Genomic DNA, 20189 nt, shown 5'->3' with positions numbered 1-20189 from the left:
GAGCTTAAACGGCGGAGGTGACCATGCAACAGGTGCACAGCGAAGGCGTAGTCACAGCCATGTCCCAGGCCAGCGAGGCGTGGCAGGTGGCCGATGAGCTGGCCAGCCAGTTGTTGCACCCGTACCTGGGGTTTGTGCTGTTCTTCTGCTCGGCTACCTACGATCTGCAGGCCCTCGGCCAGGCCCTGCAACAGCGCTTTGGTGGCGTGCGCGTGGTGGGTTGCACCAGCGCCGGCGAGATCACGCCCCAGGGCTACGGGCGCAATTGCGTGACGGCGGTGGGGTTTGATCATGCGCACTTTTCCATCGCCACCGAATTGATCGACCAGGTTGAACACTTCAGCCTGATCGACGCCCAGCAAATGGTCGAGCGCCTGGTGGGCGGTTGTCGCAGCAACACCCTGGCGCCGATCAAGGGCAACAGCTTTGCCTTGACCCTGCTCGATGGCCTTTCCAGTCGTGAAGAAATGGTCCTCGCCGCCTTGAGCGCGGCGCTCGGCGATATCCCGCATTTTGGTGGCTCGGCCGGTGATGACAACCACTTGACCCACACCCACGTGTATTTCGACGGCGCCTTCCACAGCGGCGCTGCCGTCGTGGTGCTGGTCAATACCTGGCTGGATTTCGAGGTGTTTACCACCCACCACATCCTGCCCCGCGCGCAGAAACTGGTGGTGACGGGGGCCGACAGCACCTCGCGGCGGGTGTTTGAGCTCAATGCCGAACCTGCCGCCGAAGAATACGCGCGGCATATCGGCGTGGCGGTGGCGCAACTTGACCACCGGATCTTCGCCGCCCACCCGTTGGCGGTGCGCATCAACGATCAGTACTACGTACGCGCAATCCAGCAGGTCCACGATGACTTGAGCCTGAGTTTCTACTGCGCAGTGGAAAACGGCATCGTCCTTACCGCCATGACCCCAGGCCCGATCCTGCCCAACCTGCAGACCCTGTTCGACGGCCTGCAGGCGCGTCTTGGCAACCTGTTGCTGACCATCGGCTGCGACTGTTTCCTGCGGCGCCTGGAACTGGAAGACCACGGCACCCTGGAGCCGATCGGCACCTTTTTGCGCGAGCAGCGGGTGATTGGGTTCAACACCTACGGAGAGCAGTTCAATGGCATGCACATCAACCAGACCTTTACCGGGGTCGCCATTGCCCGTGGTCGAACCCCTGGACAGCGCTGAACTGCGCGCGCAGATCAGCGCGCTGCAGCAGGACAATCGCAAGCTGGCGCGGATCAACGCCGCGCTGATCGAGCGTGTCGAATCGGGCGCGACCCGTGGCAACGACCCCTATGCGGCGTTCCAGCATTCAGTGGTGCTGGCCGAGCAGGTGCGCGAACGTACCGATGCGTTGAACCAGGCCATGGCCGAACTCAAGGCCAGCAACCATCTACTGAGTGATGCACGACTGCGGGCAGAAACCGCGCACCAGCATTTGATCGATGCCATCGAGAGCATTTCCGATGCCTTCGTGCTGTTCGACCAGCACCAACATATCGTGTTGTTCAACAGCCGTTTCCAGGGATTCTGGAGCAACAGCCCGGTGCAGATTGTCGCGGGCATGGGCCTGCGCGAGGTCAAGCGGCTGATGACGGTCAACGGCCTGTTCACCGAAGAAGCCCACGGGCACGCCGATGAGACGCTGTTTTATCGCCTGGATAACGGGCGCTGGCTGCAAGTCAGCGAACGGCCGACCCAGGACGGCGGGCGGGTGATTCTGTTTACCGATATCACCGACGTCAAACTGGCAGAGACCCTGCGCCGAGAACAAGCCGTCGCGCAGAAGTCCCAGGAGAGTGAACGCTGGATCCGGTTGATCACCGACCATGTGCCAGCGTTGATTGCCTACCTCAATGCCGATCTGGTCTACGAGTTCACTAATAAGGTGTACGAGCAATGGTATTGCTGGGCCCAGGGCGCGATGCTCGGCAAAAGCCTGCGCCAGGCCCACAGCGAGCAGCATTACCAACGCCTGGAGGCCTACGTGGCGCAGGCGTTGGCGGGGGAGAGCGTGACGTTTGAGTTCGCCGAAACCAACATCAATCATCAGGAGCGCTACATGCTGCGCTCCTATGTGCCCAACCGCCTGGCCAGTGGCGAGGTGGTGGGGATCTTTGTGCTGATCCGCGACATCACCGAGCGCCGGCGCACCGCCGAGGCCCTGCATCAGGCCTATCAGAACCTGGAATTGCGGGTGCGCGAGCGCACGGCGGAACTGACTTCGCTCAACGACCAACTGCTGCAGGAAATCGACGAGCGCCGTCGCGTGGAATCGCGCCTGCGTGAAGCCAAGCTGGAAGCCGAGCAGGCCAACCTGTCGAAAACCAAGTTTCTCGCGGCGGTCAGCCATGACCTGTTGCAACCGCTCAACGCCGCGCGCTTGTTTACCGGCGCCTTGCTGGAACGGCGCGACCCGGTGGCCAACGAGACCCTGGTGCGCAACGTCAGCAACTCCCTGGAGGATGTGGAAAACCTGCTGGGCACCCTGGTGGATATTTCCAAGCTCGATGCGGGGGTGATCAAGGCCGATATCGCGCCGTTTGCCTTGAGCGAACTGCTGGACAACCTCGCCGCCGAATACACCCAAGTGGCGCGCAGCGAAGGCTTGCAGCTGCATTTCATTGGCTGCTCGGCTCTGGTGCGCAGCGATATCCAGTTGCTGGCGCGGATCCTGCGCAACCTGTTGAGCAACGCCATCCGCTACACCTACGAAGGGCGCGTGGTGCTGGGCTGTCGGCGTGAGCATCAGCGCTTGTCGATCCAGGTCTGGGACACCGGCATGGGCATCGCCAAGGAGCGATTGGAGGAGATTTTCCAGGAGTTCAAGCGCGGCGATGTGCAGCGCCCTGACCAGGATCGCGGGTTGGGCCTGGGCCTTGCGATAGTGGAGAAAATCGCCAGGATCCTCGGGCACCGGATCAGCGTGCGCTCGTGGCCGGGCAAGGGCTCGATGTTCAGTGTGGAGGTGCCGTTGAGTAGCAGCGCGCCCAAGGCCTTGCCGATGCCGGTGATGAGCGAGCCGATGCTGGAGCGCTTGCAGGGCGCACGGGTGTGGGTGCTGGATAACGACGCGGCGATCTGCGCCGGCATGCGCACCTTGCTTGAAGGCTGGGGCTGCCAGGTGGTGACGGCGTTGTCCGAGCAGGACCTGGCGCGCCAGGTGGACAACTACCATGCCCAGGCGGATCTGCTGATTGCCGACTATCACCTGGACGACGAGCGCAATGGCGTGGACGCGGTGGCCAGGATCAATGCGCGGCGGGCCAGCGCGATCCCGGCGATGATGATCACCGCCAACTACAGCAACGAGTTGAAACAGCAGATCCGCGAACTGGGGCACACCTTGATGCACAAGCCGGTACGGCCGATGAAACTCAAGACCGCCATGAGCCACCTCTTGGGCCGCCCCTGACACAGCCTCGATCAAAATGTGGGAGCGGGCTTGCTCGCGAAAGCGGTGGATCAGTCAAATAAATGCTGAATGACACACCGCTTTCGCGAGCAAGCCCGCTCCCACATAGACCTTTAGCGCCGCAGGTAGGACCCAAAGTCGATATCCCCGGCACTGAGGATCGCCTGCACCCGGTTATGCACATTCAACTTGCGCAGGATCGCCGACACGTGGGCCTTCACTGTCGTCTCGGCAATTTCCAGGGTGTAGGCAATCTGTTTGTTCGACTCGCCCTTGGTCATGCGCTCGAGTACCAGCAACTGCTTGCGGGTCAGGGCCTGGAGCAGTTCCGGGGCGAAGGCCGGGTTATCGTGCATGCGCCGCTGGCCGGGGTTTTTCTGGGTGCGGATGATATCCGGCGGCAGGTACACGTTGCCATTGAGGATCTGCTGGATCGCCTCGGTCATCTGCGCCCGTGGCGAGGACTTGGTGATAAACCCTACAGCACCGTAGGTAATGGCCTGCAGCACGATCTGCTTGTCCTGCTCGGCCGAGACAATCACCACCGGAATCGTCGGCGCTTCGTTGCGCAAGTTGATCAGGCCATTGAGGCCGTGCATGCCGGGCATGTTCAGGTCCAGCAGGATCAGGTCGAGGTCGTCGTGCTCCTGGGTCAGGGCCAGGGCGCTGTCCAGGTCGGCGGTTTCCATCACTTCGCTACCGGCAAAACCGTCGCTGATGACGTTATGGATCGCTTCGCGAAACAGCGGGTGATCGTCGGCAATCAGAATTTTGTACATGGCCGTTCACCTTTTTATTGTGGTTGTTCAGGGGCAAGCTCAAAGGGCTCAGGGTGCGCCGCAGCGACGGGCAGCTTCGCTGCCTCCCACGCGTCCAGGCCATCGCGATACCAATACACAGCGCTATAACCCAAGGCTTTGGCCCGTTTTACCGCGTTCCAACTCAGCCAGCAATCGGAGCGGCAGTAGAACACCAACGGTTGCGCCAGGTTACCGTCGCTGTAGGTGTACAGGTGGCGGGCGAAGTAGCTTTGCCATTCGGGCGTCAGCTCGCCGTCGCCGGTATTGGCCAGCCAATGGCTGCCGGGCAGGTTGGCGTGGGGCTGGTCTTCGATGAACTGGCCGTGCAGCCATTGCCGGCGGTAAACGTCAATCAGCACCGGGCGCGGCTGTTGTGTCAGCAGCGCCTGCAAGGCCTGGGTATCGACGATGGTCGCGCCCGGCAAGTGGTCTGGGGTAGGGCTGCGGTAGAGGTTGATGCGGTAGCCGTCGCGGGAAAACAACGCGCTTGGCGCCTCGGCAGCCGCCAACAGCGGGGTCAGTGACAGCACGGCAACCAGGGTCAGTCGGGCGGGCAGCATGGCAGGTACGATCCTTATAGTTATGCGCCCATTACATGCCAGTCGCGCTGCCTTGGGAATGCGACGATAGACAGCAAAACCAGTACCAAAGTAGTAAATCACCCGCCGCTTGGGGGCTCTAGCATGAACGCAACGCTCATCCCAGGAGTTGTACGATCATGCGAATTCTCAAGGCGCTGCTCTTGCCGTTTTTGCTGATCCTCAGCCTGATCGGGGTCGACAAGCTCCACGGCCCGCGACCGTCGCCCATTCCTATGATGCAAGTGCATGCCTCATGAATATCCTGCTGGTGGACAAGCATGCGGTGGTGCGCCTGGGGTACGCCAGCCTATTGCGCCCGCTGTTGCCGGGCGTCGAAGTCCGTGAGGCGGGCAGCGGTGAAGAGGCGCTGCTGCGGGTGCAGGAAGCCGTGCCCAACCTGGTGATCAGCGGTGTCGGCCTGCCAGGCATCAGCGGCCTGGAAACCACCCGCCGCCTGCGCCAGCGCTTGCCGCAATTGCGCGTGTTGTTTTTCAGCCAGCACGATGAGCTGCCCCTGGTACGCCAGGCCCTGGAGACCGGGGCGTCGGGCTATATCACCAAGGGCGCGACGCCTGCGGTGATGACTGAAGCGGTGCAACGCATCCTCGACGGCCACACCTATATCGAACAGGCCCTGGCCACCGAGCTGGCCTACCATCCGGGCGATCATCGGTTGCAGGGCATGACAGCGCGTGAGCTGGAGATTTTCCTGATGCTGGCCAAGGGCACACCCACCCGTTCGATCGCTGATCAGCTGAGTATCAGCAGCAAGACCGTGTCCAATCACTTGACGTTGCTCAAGAGCAAATTACAGGTGACCTCCCATGCCGAACTGGTGCACGTGGGGATTGATATGGGGCTGGTCAGGGCCGCGGGATGATCAATATTTGATCGCGGTTGATAGCGTTAGATTATGGCCTTAATGCTTTTGATGTTGGCGCTCAATTGAACGGGCCAAAATGGATCCAAAATATGAAAAAAACTTCGATTAAATAAGTTTTATCATCCCAAGGCGCTTACAAATTCAGCGTATCTATGCAGAATTGTCCTACAAGTAATGGCACCGTGCCATTTAGTGCTCAGGGACGACCTCAGTCATGAACCGCATTTTCAGTGTGATCTGGAATCACAGCCTTAACGCGTGGGTGGTTGCCAGCGAAAACGCCAGCCGACAGGGCAAGCGCGGTAGCGTTGGTGCGGTTCATAACGTGGAAGATAGCGAGCTGTGCGCCCCGTTGCGCACCCTGCAGTTTGCGATTGCGCTGATACTCGGCGGTGCCATCCTGGTGCCGGCCTCCGCGCTGGCATCTGGCTTGCCTACCGGTGGTCAGGTGGTGTTGGGCAATGGGCAAATTCTTACGCCCGACCAGCAGCAGATGGTCATCAACCAAACCACGCAAAAACTCGCCATCGACTGGCAGAGCTTCAACATAGGTGCCGACAAGAAAGTCACCTTCGTCCAGCCCGGCAAGGACTCCGTGGCCCTGAACCGCGTGGTCGGCAGTGATGGCTCGAAGATCATGGGCCAACTGAACGCCAATGGGCAGGTGTTCCTGGTCAACCCCAATGGCGTGCTATTCGGCAAAGGCTCGTCGGTGGATGTCGGTGGCCTGGTGGCCTCGACCCTGGATATAACCAACAGCGACTTTGCCGCCGGCAACTATAAGTTCCAGGGCAAAGGCAGTGCCGACAATGCCAGTGTGGTCAACCAGGGCACGCTCAAGGCCGGCGACGGCGGCGCGGTGGCGCTGCTGGGCGGGACCGTGAGCAACCAGGGGGTGATCGCCGCCAAGCTGGGCAGCGTGGCTCTGGCCGCCGGCAATAAGGTGACATTGGACTTTGCCGGCGACGGCCTGCTCAACGTACAGGTGGATGAAGCCACCAAGAATGCCCTGGTGGAAAACCGCCAATTGATCCAGGCCGACGGCGGCCAGGTGATCATGACCGCCAAGGCCAGCGACGCCTTGCTGCAAACCGTGGTCAACAACACCGGGGTGATCGAAGCCCATACCCTGGGCGAGAAGGGCGGCAAGATCGTCCTGCTCGGCGGTTTTGACGGTGGCACGGTGCAAGTGGCCGGTACCCTGGATGCCTCGGCACCGAGCGGCGGCAATGGTGGGTTTATCGAGACCTCCGGTGCCCACGTCAAGGTGGCCGACAGCGCAAAAATTACCACGGCAGCGGCCAAGGGCAAGACCGGCAACTGGCTGATCGACCCGACTGACTACACCATCGCCGCGACCGGTGGCGACATCACCGGGGCCGCTGTCAGCGACCGGTTGAAAACCACCAACATGACCGTTGCGACCGTCGCCACCGGTTCCGGCGCGGGCAATATCAACGTCAACGACACGGTGGTCTGGAACGCCAACACCCTGACCCTGACCGCCCACAACAACGTCAATATCAACAAGGAAATGTTCGGCTCCGGCAGCGCCAAACTGGCCGTGGAATATGGCCAGGGTGCAGTCGCAGCGGGCAGTACCAGCAGCATCAATATCAAGGCTCCGGTCAACCTGGCGGCAGGGCAGAATTTCAGCACCAGGCAAGGCAGCGACGGCACGCGTGTGGACTACACCGTGATCACCAGCCTCGGCGCGATGGGCAGCGTCACTGGCCTGGACCTGCAAGGGATCAATGGTGCGTTGAGCGGCAACTTTGTGCTGGGTAGCAATATCAACGCCGCAGCCACGGCTACCTGGAACGGCGGTAAGGGCTTCGATTCCCTGGGCACGGTCGCAGGCGGCGAGTTTACCGGCACGTTTGATGGCCTGGGCCATAGCATCAGCAACCTGAGCATGAATCGCAGCACCACCGATGCCGGCCTGTTCGGCGCTGTGAGTACCACCGGCGCGGTGCGTAACGTGGGGTTGACCAATGTGTCGATCGCGTTGACGGGCACGCTGGTCGATGTCTTCCCGTCGATCTACGCCGTTGGCGCCTTGGTGGGTTACAACCGTGGGTGGGTCGACAACAGCTACGCCAGCGGTGCGGTCACCGGCACCGACTATGTACAACTGGGCGGCCTGGTGGGCACCAACACCGGTATCGTCAGCAACAGCCATACCGCAGGCACCGTGACGTCGACCAACTACGCCGGCGCGGCGGGGCTGGTCTCGTTGAACACCGACACAGGTATTGTGCGCAACAGCTATTCCACGGCGAATGTGATCGGTTTGCGCGGGGCGGGGCTTGGCGGCCTGGTGGTGCGCAACGAGGGGCGGATCGAAAACAGCAGTGCGACGGGGAATGTCACCAGTACGACCAACGCGCAGTACAACGGGGGGCTGGTTTCGGCCAACCGGGCGACGGGGGTCATCACCAACAGTTACGCCACGGGTAACGTTACCGGTGGCGGCACGGCGGGTGGGCTGGTGGGTAACAACTTCTTGGGCGGGCAGATCACCAACAGCTACGCCACCGGCAATGTGGGTATCAACGGGGTCGGCAGCGGCGCGTACAACGGTGGCTTGGTTGGCGCCAATCGGGGCAGTTTGAGCAACGTCTACAGTACCGGCTCGGTGACCGGCGCCCTCACCAATACGGCCAACAATGGTGGGCTGGTGGGTCTGAATGCCGGAGGCACCATCGTCAATGCCTATTCGGTGGGCAAGGTCACCGGTTCCGCTTCGGGTGGCCTGATTGGCCGGCACAGCGGTGGTTCGGTCACCAGCGGCTACTACAACATGACTGTCAACCCAGGGCTTTCAGGCTGGGGTAACGACGTCAGTACCGGTGATGTAGGTACCGGTGCCGCAGTGGGCTTGAGTTCCGCGCAAATGAAGCAGACCTCCAGCTTCCAGGGCTTTAACTTCAGCGCTTCACCCGGCGCAACAGGCAATGCCTGGGTGATGGTCAATGCTGATAGCAGCGGCATCAACAACGGCAGCAGTGGCACGCTGCCGATGCTGGCCAGCGAGTATTCCACGACCATCACCAACGCCCACCAACTGCAGTTGGTGGCCATGGACCGCAACGCCACATACACCCTGGGTCGCGATATCGTCGCCGGGGCCACGGCGGGAACGACTGATGTGTGGAATGGCACTTTTGTGCAACTGGGCGAGGCCAATCGAGGGATAAATTTCACGGGCAGCCTTGACGGCCAAGGGCACGTGATCAAAAACCTGAAGATTGATCGCGGCAATCAGCAATATAACGGGCTGTTTGGTGCGATCTCCGAGACGGGACGCGTCAGTAACCTGGGGCTTGACGGTGGCAGTATCAGCGGCGCGGCTTACACCGGTTCCATTGTCGGCTACAGCCTCGGGACGCTGACGGGCACTTTCTCCAGTGCGACGGTGACAGCTGAGGTCTATGCCGGTGGCTTGGTTGGGCAGCAAGGAGGGGGCAGTATTTCCAACTCCTATTTCAGCGGCTCTGTGACGGCAACGGCTGACTTGGCTGGCGGTTTGGTTGGGCAACTGGACGGCGGCAGCTTATCGAACAACTTCGTCAGTGGCCGGGTGACGGCTAGCTCGGGAAATGGGTTCGCTGGTGGGATCATGGGTTCCAATTTCGGTAATACCGTGTCTTCCGGCAATTTCTGGGACACCAACGCGACGGGGCAGCTTTATGCCGAGGGCGAGTGGATGGTTTTGCCGACGCAATCCGGTGGACTGACCACAACACAAATCCAGACCCTATCCACCTTTTCCAACGCCGGCTGGGACCTGGACAAGACCTGGGTGGTTTACAACGGTAGTTCTGGCCCGCTGCTGCGCAGCTTCATGACCCAGTTGAACGTGGTGGCTGGCGACGTCACGAAAACCTACGACGGCACTGCCTTCGGCGGCGCCTATACGCCAAACCTTGACGCCGACAGTCGACTGACCGGCTCACTGGTGTTGGGCGGCACTGGCGTCGGTGCGATCAATGCTGGCGACTACAGCCTGAAATTGAGCGGACTTGCCTCGACAGGTGGGCAGTTCGGCTATTCGATCAACTACATCGACGGCACCTTGTCGGTGAACAAGGCCACCCTGAGCACGGCCGGTACCACGGTGAACAACAAAGCGTATGACGGCACCACTCTCGCCATCCTGGGCGGTAGTACGCTGTCCGGGCTCCTGGCCGCAGATATCGGCAGGGTCACATTGACCGGCGCGTTCGCCAGCAAGGACGCCGGCACTGGCATCCAGGTCGACCTGGGCCTGGGCGGCCTCGGTGCGGGTAACTACAGCCTCGATACCAGCAGCCCGCTGAGCGCCAATATTACCCCCAGAGCCTTGAGCATCACTGGCCTGACGGCAGACAGCAAGGTCTATGACGGCACGACCTCCGTCAGTCTCCAGCCGTTTGCTCATCTCAGTGGCCTGGTGGTTGGCGAATCAGTGAGCATGACCTTGAGCGGTCAGTTCGCCGACGCCAATGCCGCCAACGGGAAAAACGTGCAGATCAACGTGGCCCTGGGCGACGCCGGCGGCCTTGCCCGCAACTACAACATAAACCCTTTGGACATCAGTCCGGTGCTTGCCAACATCACCCAAAAGGTCCTGACCATCAGTGGCCTGACGGCGAACAAGGTCTACGATGGCAGCGCTTCGGTGGCCTTGAGTGGTGGCACCCTCAATGGCCTGGTGGGCACGCAGACCCTGGGGTTTGACGCTATCGGCAACTTTGTGGACAAACATGCGGGTGTCGGCAAGGCCGTGACGGTTGCCGGTGTGACCTTGAGTAACGGCTCGGGGCTTGCGCAAAACTACACGGTCAGCCAGCCGGCCGGCCTGAGCGGTGACATTTCCAAGGCCGTCATCAGCGGCATCAGCGGCCTGACTGCCGTCAGCAAGGTCTACAACGGTAATACCGACGCAGCCCTCAGCTCCCTAGGTGCGACGATCAACGGAAAAGTCAGCGGGGATGACGTGGTATTGGCCAGCGCCGCCGGCCAGTTCACCAACAAGAATGCCGGCAATGACAAGACGGTCCTGATCAGCAATATCACCCTGTCAGGCAGCGACCTGGGCAACTACACCTTCGTCAACAACACGGCCACGGCCACGGCCAGTATTACGCCCAAGGCCCTGGCCATCATCGGCATGAGCGTTGTCGACAAAGTCTATGACGGTCGCCTCTCGGCCACGCTGAGCGGCGGTTCGCTGAGTGGTTTGGTTGGGAATGAAACCCTCGGGGTGACAGGTCTTACCGCCACCTTTGCGGACAAAAACGTCGGCACCGACAAGGTCGTGACGGCCAGCGGTACAACCCTGGTCAATGGTGGCAACGGCGGCCTGGCCAGTAACTACAGCCTTGCCAATCCAACGGGATGGACTGCCGATATCACCGCCAAGACCCTGACCGTTTCCGGGATCACCGCCAATAGCAAGATTTACGACGGCACCACGGCGGCCACTTTATCCGGTGGCGTGCTCAGCGGTTTGGTCAGCGGTGAAACCTTGAGCCTCAGCACATTGGCCGGGGTGTTCCTGGACGCCAACGTCGGTAATGCCAAAACGGTCACCGTCAGCGGTGGCGGCTTGGCCGATGGTACCGGCCTGGCCAGTAACTACATCCTGCGCAGCCCCACGGGTTTGAGCGCTGATATCCGCGCCAAGGCCCTGACCATCACCGGCCTGACTGCCAACGGCAAGGTATATGACGGCAACAACCTCGCCAGCCTCAGCGGTGGTGCGTTGGATGGTTTGGTGGGCAATGAAACCCTCGGCGTCACCGGCCTTAGCGCGACATTCAGTGATAAAAACGCCGGCACCGGCAAGACCGTAACAGCCAGTGGCGCCACCCTGGTCAATGGCAGCAACGGTGGCCTGGCGAGCAACTACAGCATTAGCAACCCCATGGGCCTGAGCGCCGATATCAGCGCCAAGGCCCTGACCATCACCGGCCTGACTGCCAACGGCAAGGTATATGACGGCAACAACCTCGCCAGCCTCAGCGGTGGTGCGTTGGATGGTTTGGTGGGCAATGAAACCCTCGGCGTCACCGGCCTTAGCGCGACATTCAGTGATAAAAACGCCGGCACCGGCAAGACCGTAACAGCCAGTGGCGCCACCCTGGTCAATGGCAGCAACGGTGGCCTGGCGAGCAACTACAGCATTAGCAACCCCATGGGCCTGAGCGCCGATATCAGCGCCAAGGCCCTGACCATTAGCGGCATGCAGGCCAACGGCAAGGTGTATGACGGCAACAACCTCGCCAGCCTCAGCGGTGGTGCGTTGGATGGTCTGGTGGGCAGCGAAACCCTCGGCGTCACCGGCCTTAGCGCGACATTCAGTGATAAAAACGCCGGCGCCGGCAAGACCGTAACAGCCAGTGGCGCCACCCTGGTCAATGGCAGCAACGGTGGCCTGGCGAGCAACTACAGCCTTAGCAACCCTACTGGCCTGAGCGCCGACATCAGCGCCAAGGCCCTGACGCTCACTGGCGTGACAGCGGGCGGCAAGGTCTATGACGGCACTAACGCGGCGACCCTCAGCGGTGGTGTCCTGAATGGCCTGGTGGGCTCCGAGAGCCTTGGCGTGACAGGTCTTGGTGCAACGTTCGACGATAAAAACGCGGGGATCGGCAAGACCGTAACCGCCAGCGGCGCCACCCTGGTCAATGGCAGCAACGGCGGCCTGGCGAGCAACTACAGCATCAGCAATCCCATGGGCCTGAGCGCCGATATCAGCGCCAAGGCCCTGACCATCAGCGGCATGCAGGCCAACGGTAAGGTATATGACGGCAACAACCTCGCCAGCCTCAGCGGTGGCGCGTTGGATGGTCTGGTGGGCAGCGAAACCCTTGGCGTCACCGGCCTTAGCGCTACGTTCAGCGATAAAAACGCCGGCACCGGCAAGACCGTGACCGCCAGCGGCGCCACCCTGGTCAATGGCGGCAACGGCGGCCTGGCCAGCAACTACAGCATCAGCAACCCTATGGGCCTGAGCGCCGATATCAGCGCCAAAACCCTGAACGTCACCGGCATCACCGCGGGCAACAAGGTCTACGACGCCGCCACTGGCGCGGTGCTGAACCTGGCGGGTGCCGGTTTCAACGGCTTGGTGAGCGGTGACGATGTGTCTGTGCTCTCGGCCACCGGTAATTTCAGCGACAAAAATGCGGCCACCGGCAAAACCGTGAATATCAGCGATATCACCCTGGCCGGTGTGGACCTGGGCAACTATCAGGTCAGCCGCACGGCAGCCACTACGGCCGATATCACCAAGGCGGTGCTGAACGTCACCGTGGGCGATACGAGGGTCGCGCAAGGCCAAACCCCCGTGTTCGATGTGGCCTATGACGGGCTGCTCGGCACTGACAGCGTGGCTTCAGACCTGAGCGGCAGCCTGCTGTTCAGCGCACCTTCGAGTGCCAGCGCCGGTGAGTATCAGGTCAGTGCTTCGGGCCTGTCTGCCACCAACTACCAGATCGCTTACATCGATGGCCTGCTGACGGTGGATGCACCGCCGTTGGCGCCGCTGCAAACCGTGGTCGAAGTCGTCGAGCCATTGCGCAATCTGCCCAAGCCGACACAGGCCCCGGTACCCAGCGGGCTGCACCTGCCCAATGACCTCTATACCCTCGTTGACCAAGGCTTGCGCCTTCCAGAAGGACTCTGATTCATGCGTCTGCGTTTAAACCCGATTGCGCTTGCCTTGCTCACCGCGACAGGTGGGATGGCCCACGCTGAAATCGCCCCGGATGCCGGGCAGTCGATGCGTGAAATCCAGAGCCAGCCACTGAGCCTGCCGCCCAAACAGACCCTGGAATTGAACCTGCCTGCGGCGCCGGACACCACAGCGAAAGTCACCGGGCCGACGTTGCAGGTCAATGGCTTTACGATTACCGGCAACACGGTGATTGCCGACGATCAATTGCTGGCGCTGCTGGTCGACCTGCAAAACCGTGTGGTCAGCCTCGGTGAATTGCAGGCCGGTGCAGCGCGTATCACTGCGTTGTATCGCCAGCAGGGCTACCCGCTGGCCCGTGCTTACTTACCGGCGCAGGAAATCGACAAGGGCGTGGTGAGCATCAGCGTGCTGGAAGGGCAGTACGGCCAGGTCAGGATCAACAACCAATCCCGTGTGCGCGATGGCGTGCTGCAGGCGCCGCTGTCGGCACTGGACCCGGGGGACGCCGTACGTGCTGCGCCGCTGGAGCGCGGTTTGCTGTTGCTGCAGCAGACCCCTGGCGTGGCCGTCCAATCCACCCTGCAACCCGGCGCGGTGGTGGGCGCCACGGACCTGGTGGTGGATGTCAAGGATGCGCCGCTGGTCTCTGGCCAGGTGGACCTGGACAACTACGGCAACCGGTTCACCGGCGAGTATCGCCTGGGCGGGACATTGAACCTGGCCAGCCCCTTGGGCCTGGGCGATCAGGCCAGCGTGCGGGTGATGGGCAGCGACGAGGACCAGCACTACTACCGCGCGGCTTATCAACTGCCGGTCGGCCCGTGGTCGACCCAGGTGGGCGTGGCCTATTCGGACATGGACTACCAACTGGCCAAGGACTTCGACGAACTGGATGCCAAGGGCAATGCGCGGATTGCCAGCGTGTTCGTCCAGCAGCCGCTGATTCGCAGCCGCGCCTTCAGCCTGAATGCGCAGCTGCAATACGACCACAAACACCTGCGCGACGACATCGACCTCTACGATTCAAGCAGCAAGAAACAGGCGCGGGTAGTGACTGCCAGCGTGGACGGGAATCTGCGCGACAACCTGCTGGGCGGTGGCGTCAGTGCGTTCTCCCTGGCCTGGAGCGAAGGCAGCCTGAACCTGGACGGCGCCTTCGACAAACTGTTCGATGGCTTGACCGCCAAGACCGCCGGGCGCTTCCAGAAGATCAACCCCAGCGTGGTGCGCCTGCAACGCTTGAGTGAGCGTTTTAGCCTGTATGGGCAGGTGCAGGGCCAGTGGGCGGACGGCAACCTCGACTCATCGGAGAAGATCAGCCTGGGCGGCGCCTATGGCGTGCGGGCCTATCCCCAGGGCGAGGCATCGGGTGACCAGGGGTATGTGGCCAATCTGGAACTGCGCTATGCGTTGACTGAACAGTGGAACCTGCTGACCTTTGTCGATCACGGTTCGGTGCGCTTGAACAAAGACACATGGTCGGACGGGGAAAACCACCGCAGCCTCTCGGCGACCGGCGTGGGCGCCAACTGGAGTGCTTCGGGCTGGCGCCTGAGTACTGTTGCGGCCTGGCGGGTCGGCAATGCGGACCCGCAAAGTGACGTATCGCGCACGCCACGGGTGTGGGCACAGGTGAGTAAAGCCTTCTAGGCCAAAGCCTCGGCGAACACAGGATAAATCGCCCCCTGCAGGAGCCGGCTTGCCGGCGATGGCGGCCGAATTGGCTGCGCAGGGCTCAAGGCCCTCATCGCCGGCAGGAGTTAGCGGTCCCAGGTGGTGGGGCAGTCCTTGCAGCCTTCCATATTGGCATCCTGGAAATTGGCATAGTGCTGACGGGTGCCGGTGAGGGTGGCCTGTTCCAGGTTGCTTTCACCGAACTTGGCTTCTTGCAGGTTGGCATCGCTGAGGTCGGCACCTTGCAGGTCAGCCTTGCTCAGCCAGGTCATTTCCAGGTCCGCCGCACGCAGGTTGGCTTTGTGCAGTTTGGCCCCGGACAATCGCGCAAATTGCAGATAGGCGGCGCTGAGGTTGGCGTTTTCAAATTGCGCGCCCTGGGCAAACATGCCCCAGCCTTGTACGGCCATCAGCGTCGCGCCGGTGAAGTCGGCCAGGCGCAGGTTGGCTTGTTGCAGGCTGGCGCGGGTCAGGTTGGCGCCTTGCAGTTGGGCTTTTTCCAGGTTGGCCAGGTCGAGGTTGGCGTGGCGCAGGTCGGCCTCGCGCAGGTCGGCGCCGGCCAGGTTCATTTTGCTCAAGTCCTGGTTACGCAGGTTGGCGCCCTTGAGGCTGGCGCCGGGGCATTGGCTGTGGGGGGCGATGGTGCAGCCGTTGATGACCAGGGGTTGGTCGTCGCGGTCGTCGGCGTGGGCGATGGGTAAAGCCAGGAGTAGCACGAGGGGTAGGTAGTTCATGGCAAGACCTTGAGGGAGGGGGCTTTGGGTGGAGGGGCCGCTGCGCGGCCCAACGGAGGACCAGCCCCCTCGCCACGGACAGCGACCCCTCGCCCTGGAGTGGATTATTTTTGGGCGGTCTTGTTATCCCAGCTTGGGATCTTGAACACCCAGAACGATCCGCCTTGCGCCACCGGCTTGGTCAGCTCGGCCATGTCGCCGCCCCACAACGGCACCGCGCCGCCGTAGCCTACGGTCACGCCGATGTACTGCTCGCCATCCTGTTCCCAGGTGATCGGCGGGGAGACGATGCCGCTGCCGGTCTGGAACTTCCACAGCTCCTTGCCGGTTTTCGCGTCGAAGGCCTTGAAGAACCCATCACCCGTGCCGGTGAACACCAGGTTGCCCTTGGTCGCCAGTACGCCAGCCCACAGCGGCAGGGCTTCCTTGTGCTCCCACACCACCTTGCCGGTGGTGGGGTTCATCGCCCGCAGGGTGCCGACGTGGTCGTCATACATGCGCTTGATGCGGAAGCCCATGCCCAGGTACGCCGAGCCTTTTTTGTAGTTGACCTCCTCGGTCCAGTATTCCTCTTTCCACTGGTTGCCCGGGATGTAGAACAGGCCTGTGTCCTGGCTGTAGGCCATGGGGTTCCAGTTCTTGCCACCGAGGAACGGCGGCGAGACTTCCACCGACTTGCCCTTGGTTTCACCAGGCAATGGCTTGGCCGGACGCTGGCCTTCGTTTTCTACCGGGCGCCCGGTCTTCAGGTCGATATGGCTGGCCCAGGTGATGTTGTCGACAAACGGGAAGGCGTTCTGCAGCTTGCCGTTGTTGCGGTCCACCACGTAGAAGAACCCGTTGCGGTCGGCGTGGCCGGTAGCCTTGACCACTTTGCCGTCCTTGTCCTTGTAGTCGAACAGCACCAGCTCGTTGTTGCCGGAGAAGTCCCAGGCATCGTTTGGCGTGTGCTGGTAGAACCATTTCACTTCGCCGGTGCTTGGGTCGACGCCGACCTGGCCTGAGGTGTAGAGGCTATCGAAGTCGTGGGGATTGCCGTCCTTGGAGGTCCGCGCCCAGGTATTCCAAGGGCCGGGGTTGCCGGCGCCGACGATGATGGTGTTGGTCTCGGCATCGAAACTGGCGCTCTGCCAAGGGGCACCGCCGCCGTGGCTCCAGGCCTCGACCTTGCCGGTTTCGGTGGTCGGATCATCCGGCCACGAAGGCGCTTTCACGTCGCCGGTGGTGGTGCTGTCCTTGCCATTGAGACGGCCCATGTGACCCTCGACAAACGGACGCATCCACACCTCTTCGCCGGTGTCCGGGTCGCGGGCAAACAGCTGGCCGACCACGCCGAATTCATCACCGGAGCTGCCGTGGATCAGCAGGACCTTGCCGGTGACCTTGTCTTTGATCAGCACCGGGGCGCCGGTCATGGTGTAGCCGGCGGCGTGGTCACCGAATTTTTTGTTCCACACCACTTTGCCGGTGTTTTTGTCGAGGGCGATCAGGCGCGCATCGAGGGTGCCGAAGTAGATCTTGTCGCCAAAGATCGCCGCACCACGGTTAACCACGTCACAGCACGGGCGAATGTTGTCGGGCAGGCGGTGGTTGTAGGTCCACAGGCGCTTGCCGGTCTTGGCGTCGAGGGCGAAGACCCGGGAGTAGGAACCGGTGACGTAGACCACGCCGTCGCTGACGATAGCCTGGGATTCCTGGCCGCGCTGCTTCTCATCGCCGAACGAGTAGGACCAGGCCGGCGTCAGCTTGAATACGTTTTTGTCGTTGACCTGGGCCAGCGGGCTCCAGCGCTGGGCATTGGTGCCCATGCCGTATTGCAGCACGTCCTTGGTGGTCAGGTGGTCGTTGGCAATGTCTTCCCAGGTGATGTTGCGAGTCTGCTTCGAAGGTTCGGTCGCAGCGAAGCTCGCCGCACTCAAGGACAGGCTGCCGACCAGCAGGAAAGCCTGCACGGCAAGGCTCAGCGGCGAGAGGGCGGGTAGCGATCTTATTGTCATGGTTGCAGTTCCCAGTGGAGGTTTTGGCCTGCACAGGTTGCTGCGTGGACGGGGCGCCCGGATACGGAAAATGTCCCGGTGTGGCCGGGACAATTTCCCGAACCGCATCTGATTTAGCAGTGCCTCGCAAGCCTTACTACCAAGGGAGTAGACCCCGGCCACCAAAGCAGCATACGGCCCTTGGCGAGGCGTTCCTAAGATGGTTGCCATAGCCTCTGCAAAGGGGTTTTGCGTGCAATCCTGAGGGAAAAACAATGACAACAAAACGCAACGCCTTGCTGCTGGCTGGCCTCTTGGCCGGCGTGATCGGTACAGGCTCCGTCTGGGCCCATGGCAACGTGACACCCACTGCCGTGGAAACCAAGGGACTGACGCCGGTCAAGGATGCCGGCGTGACACTGGATGCCGATGGTTGGGCGGCGGTGAACCCGTATCGCCAGTCGCCGCAGCGCGACAAGGCCGTGGAAGTCGGCGCTTCGGCCTACAACCAGAACTGCGCCGCGTGCCACGGCCTGGAAGCCAAGTCCGGTGGGATCGCGCCTGACCTGCGCATGCTTGATGAGGGCGATGCCGGGGACGAATGGTTTGTGGAGCGGGTGCGCCATGGCGCAGTGCGCGATGGCCGGGTGTATATGCCGAAGATGGCCGACTACCTGAGCCAGGAAGCCTTGTGGGCGGTGCGCACTTATCTTGATAGCGTGCACGTCGAGGAGTAAGCCATGGGCTGGCGCGCACATTGGCTGTTGGCCTGCTGGTTGCCACTGGCCGCCTACGGGATGGACCCCGGCAAAGACCCGGTGCCGTCGGTGATGTGGAGCTACTACCACAAGCAGTATCTGGACAATGCCCCGTTCGTCTTTGATGAGCGGGTCAAGTTGCTGGCGCCGCCATTTGCCGAGGATGCACGCCAGGTACCGCTGGAAATCGACGCCCGCGCCTTCAAGGACGAGGTGGTGAAAATCATCGCCTGGGCCGAACTCAATCCATTGCCGAAGATCGTCGATTTCCAGCCGGGCGAGGGTGTATTGCCGTGGCTGGCGATCCGCATTCGTATCGAACAGGCCACGCCGTTGCGCGCCGCCGTATTGACCAGGGATGGCCTGTGGCACGTCGGTTCGACCCTGATCGACGCCGCCGGCGGTGGCTGCACGGCACCCAGCGTGGTGCGCAGCCAGCCGGGTTGGGAAGAGCATTTGGGCGAAGTGTTGGGCGGTCGTTACCCACGCAGCGATTTCAGCCGGTTGCGCCTGCAAGTAGCGCACCCGATGGACAATGGCATGGTCAGCGGCATCCCTGAGTTCTATATCAACCATGCCGAATTGCGCGACGCCCAGGACCGGGTGCTGGCACGCCTGGAGTTGTTTGCGGCGGTCAGCGAGAACCCCGACCTGGCGTTTGACCTGCAAAGCCCAGGGCCAGTGCGCCTGGTGCTGCGCGACACCAGCGGCAGCCAATTCGAAGGGGCGCTCCCATGAAACTGCTGCTGTGGCTATTGCTCGGCCTGAGCCTGCCGGCGCTGGCTGATCTGGACTACGCCCTCAAGCCCCGGCAGATCGCCAGTGACACCTGGTTGCTGGAAGGCAGTACCGATAATTTCGCCAGGGACAACGGCGGCAATATCGTCAATGCCGGGTTTATCGTCACCCAGGCCGGGGTAGTGGTGATCGACACCGGCCCGTCCCGGCGCTACGGCGAAGCCTTGCGCCAGGCGATTGCCACGGTCACTGACAAACCGGTGGTCCAGGTCCTGTTGACCCATCACCATCCCGACCATGTGTTGGGCAATCAGGCATTCAAGGACGTGCCCATCGGCGCCCTGCAAGGCACTACCACGCTGCTGCGCGAGCAGGGTGACGCCATGGCGCAAAACATGTACCGCATGGTTGGCGACTGGATGCGTGGCACCGAAGTGCTGCTGCCGAGCCAAACCGTCACGCCCGGCGTGCAGACCTTCGGCAGTCATCGTTTGCGCCTGTTGGCCTTGAGTGGGCACACGGGGGCCGATCTGGCGATTCTCGATGAAACAACCGGTGTGCTGTTTGCCGGTGACCTGGTGTTTTACCAGCGCGCCCTGACCACCCCCAACACCCCGGGCCTGTCGGTATGGCTGGCGGATATCGCCACCCTGCAAGGCCTGCCCTGGAAGGTGATCGTGCCCGGTCATGGCCCAGTGGCAATCGACACCCAACCCTTCGCGCAAATGCGTGACTACCTGGGCTGGCTCGACCAGCTCATGGCCACCGGTGCCGCCAACGGCAGCGCCATGGGCGAGATGATCCGTAGCCCCATCCCCGAACGTTTTGCGGCCATCAGCCTGAGCCGCTACGAACTGATCCGCAGTGTCAGCCACCTGTATCCCCGCTACGAACGCGGGCAGATGCAACGGATAGATCAATAACAACATCCCCCCCGAAAG

At 62.0% G+C, this 20189-nt stretch carries 12 protein-coding genes; 8 read left to right on the top strand and 4 right to left on the bottom strand.

Annotated elements, in window-relative coordinates:
- Positions 1-23: 23 nt before the first annotated feature.
- On the top strand, positions 24-1187 hold the full coding sequence (nosP, locus tag GDV60_RS16995) for a nitric oxide-sensing protein NosP (RefSeq protein ID WP_159908172.1): 1164 nt from the start codon (positions 24-26) through the stop codon (positions 1185-1187).
- Positions 1156-3417, top strand: coding sequence for a PAS domain-containing hybrid sensor histidine kinase/response regulator (locus GDV60_RS16990; RefSeq protein WP_169871633.1), 2262 nt, complete (start codon positions 1156-1158; stop codon positions 3415-3417). Before nosP ends, GDV60_RS16990 begins: the two co-directional genes overlap by 32 nt.
- Positions 3418-3530: 113 nt before the next feature.
- Here the strand turns inward: GDV60_RS16990 and GDV60_RS16985 are convergent, their stop codons facing one another.
- Positions 3531-4196, bottom strand: a complete 666-nt coding sequence (locus tag GDV60_RS16985) for a response regulator transcription factor (protein ID WP_029296512.1) — start codon at positions 4194-4196, stop codon at positions 3531-3533.
- A gap of 14 nt (positions 4197-4210) precedes the next feature.
- Positions 4211-4777, bottom strand: coding sequence for a PQQ-dependent catabolism-associated CXXCW motif protein (locus GDV60_RS16980; protein ID WP_092238988.1), 567 nt, complete (start codon positions 4775-4777; stop codon positions 4211-4213).
- A gap of 274 nt (positions 4778-5051) precedes the next feature.
- Between GDV60_RS16980 and GDV60_RS16975 the strand changes: the two genes are divergently transcribed.
- From GDV60_RS16975 to GDV60_RS16965, 3 genes are all read left to right on the top strand, one after another.
- Positions 5052-5678 carry a response regulator transcription factor gene (locus tag GDV60_RS16975; RefSeq protein ID WP_029296507.1) on the top strand — a complete coding sequence of 209 codons (627 nt, stop codon included), beginning with the start codon at positions 5052-5054 and terminating at the stop codon, positions 5676-5678.
- Between the two features lie 217 nt (positions 5679-5895).
- Positions 5896-13356: a YDG domain-containing protein gene (locus GDV60_RS16970; protein ID WP_159908170.1), complete on the top strand. Its 7461-nt coding sequence runs from the start codon at positions 5896-5898 to the stop codon at positions 13354-13356.
- A 3-nt stretch (positions 13357-13359) separates the two neighbouring features.
- Entirely contained in the window at positions 13360-15018 is a 1659-nt protein-coding gene (locus GDV60_RS16965) for a ShlB/FhaC/HecB family hemolysin secretion/activation protein (protein ID WP_029298469.1), read from the top strand.
- Between the two features lie 110 nt (positions 15019-15128).
- Here GDV60_RS16965 and GDV60_RS16960 read toward each other — a convergent pair whose 3' ends face one another.
- Both GDV60_RS16960 and exaA read right to left on the bottom strand, forming a co-directional pair.
- On the bottom strand, positions 15129-15776 hold the full coding sequence (locus tag GDV60_RS16960; protein ID WP_159908169.1) for a pentapeptide repeat-containing protein: 648 nt from the start codon (positions 15774-15776) through the stop codon (positions 15129-15131).
- Between the two features lie 104 nt (positions 15777-15880).
- A complete protein-coding gene (gene exaA, locus GDV60_RS16955; protein ID WP_029298465.1) occupies positions 15881-17773 on the bottom strand; it encodes a quinoprotein ethanol dehydrogenase in 1893 nt (630 codons plus the stop codon).
- Positions 17774-18027: 254 nt separating this feature from the next.
- Between exaA and pedF the strand changes: the two genes are divergently transcribed.
- Genes pedF through GDV60_RS16940 form a run of 3 tightly spaced genes read left to right on the top strand, consistent with a single transcriptional unit; the run spans position 18028 to position 20171 of the window.
- Positions 18028-18489: a cytochrome c-550 PedF gene (gene pedF, locus GDV60_RS16950; protein ID WP_029298463.1), complete on the top strand. Its 462-nt coding sequence runs from the start codon at positions 18028-18030 to the stop codon at positions 18487-18489.
- Between the two features lie 3 nt (positions 18490-18492).
- A complete protein-coding gene (locus tag GDV60_RS16945; protein WP_133714939.1) occupies positions 18493-19248 on the top strand; it encodes a quinoprotein dehydrogenase-associated SoxYZ-like carrier in 756 nt (251 codons plus the stop codon).
- The gene (locus GDV60_RS16940; protein ID WP_159908168.1) at positions 19245-20171 is read left to right on the top strand and encodes a quinoprotein relay system zinc metallohydrolase 1; all 927 of its coding nucleotides are present in this window, start codon (positions 19245-19247) and stop codon (positions 20169-20171) included. Before GDV60_RS16945 ends, GDV60_RS16940 begins: the two co-directional genes overlap by 4 nt.
- The last annotated feature ends 18 nt before the right edge of the window (positions 20172-20189 follow it).

Origin of the sequence: Pseudomonas sp. DTU12.1 (assembly GCF_009873475.1) — a bacterium.
GTDB classification, from domain to species: Bacteria; Pseudomonadota; Gammaproteobacteria; order Pseudomonadales; family Pseudomonadaceae; genus Aquipseudomonas; species Aquipseudomonas proteolytica.
The sequence above is the reverse complement of the archived record's forward strand: the minus strand, read 5'-3'. Positions and strand labels throughout refer to the sequence as shown.

Coding starts and splice junctions, on each gene's coding strand:
- nosP (WP_159908172.1), top strand. CDS start 24: ATGCAACAGGTGCACAGCGAAGGCGTAGTCACAGCCATGTCCCAGGCC.
- GDV60_RS16985 (WP_029296512.1), bottom strand. CDS start 4,196: ATGTACAAAATTCTGATTGCCGACGATCACCCGCTGTTTCGCGAAGCG.
- GDV60_RS16980 (WP_092238988.1), bottom strand. CDS start 4,777: ATGCTGCCCGCCCGACTGACCCTGGTTGCCGTGCTGTCACTGACCCCG.
- GDV60_RS16975 (WP_029296507.1), top strand. CDS start 5,052: ATGAATATCCTGCTGGTGGACAAGCATGCGGTGGTGCGCCTGGGGTAC.
- GDV60_RS16970 (WP_159908170.1), top strand. CDS start 5,896: ATGAACCGCATTTTCAGTGTGATCTGGAATCACAGCCTTAACGCGTGG.
- GDV60_RS16965 (WP_029298469.1), top strand. CDS start 13,360: ATGCGTCTGCGTTTAAACCCGATTGCGCTTGCCTTGCTCACCGCGACA.
- GDV60_RS16960 (WP_159908169.1), bottom strand. CDS start 15,776: ATGAACTACCTACCCCTCGTGCTACTCCTGGCTTTACCCATCGCCCAC.
- exaA (WP_029298465.1), bottom strand. CDS start 17,773: ATGACAATAAGATCGCTACCCGCCCTCTCGCCGCTGAGCCTTGCCGTG.
- pedF (WP_029298463.1), top strand. CDS start 18,028: ATGACAACAAAACGCAACGCCTTGCTGCTGGCTGGCCTCTTGGCCGGC.
- GDV60_RS16945 (WP_133714939.1), top strand. CDS start 18,493: ATGGGCTGGCGCGCACATTGGCTGTTGGCCTGCTGGTTGCCACTGGCC.
- GDV60_RS16940 (WP_159908168.1), top strand. CDS start 19,245: ATGAAACTGCTGCTGTGGCTATTGCTCGGCCTGAGCCTGCCGGCGCTG.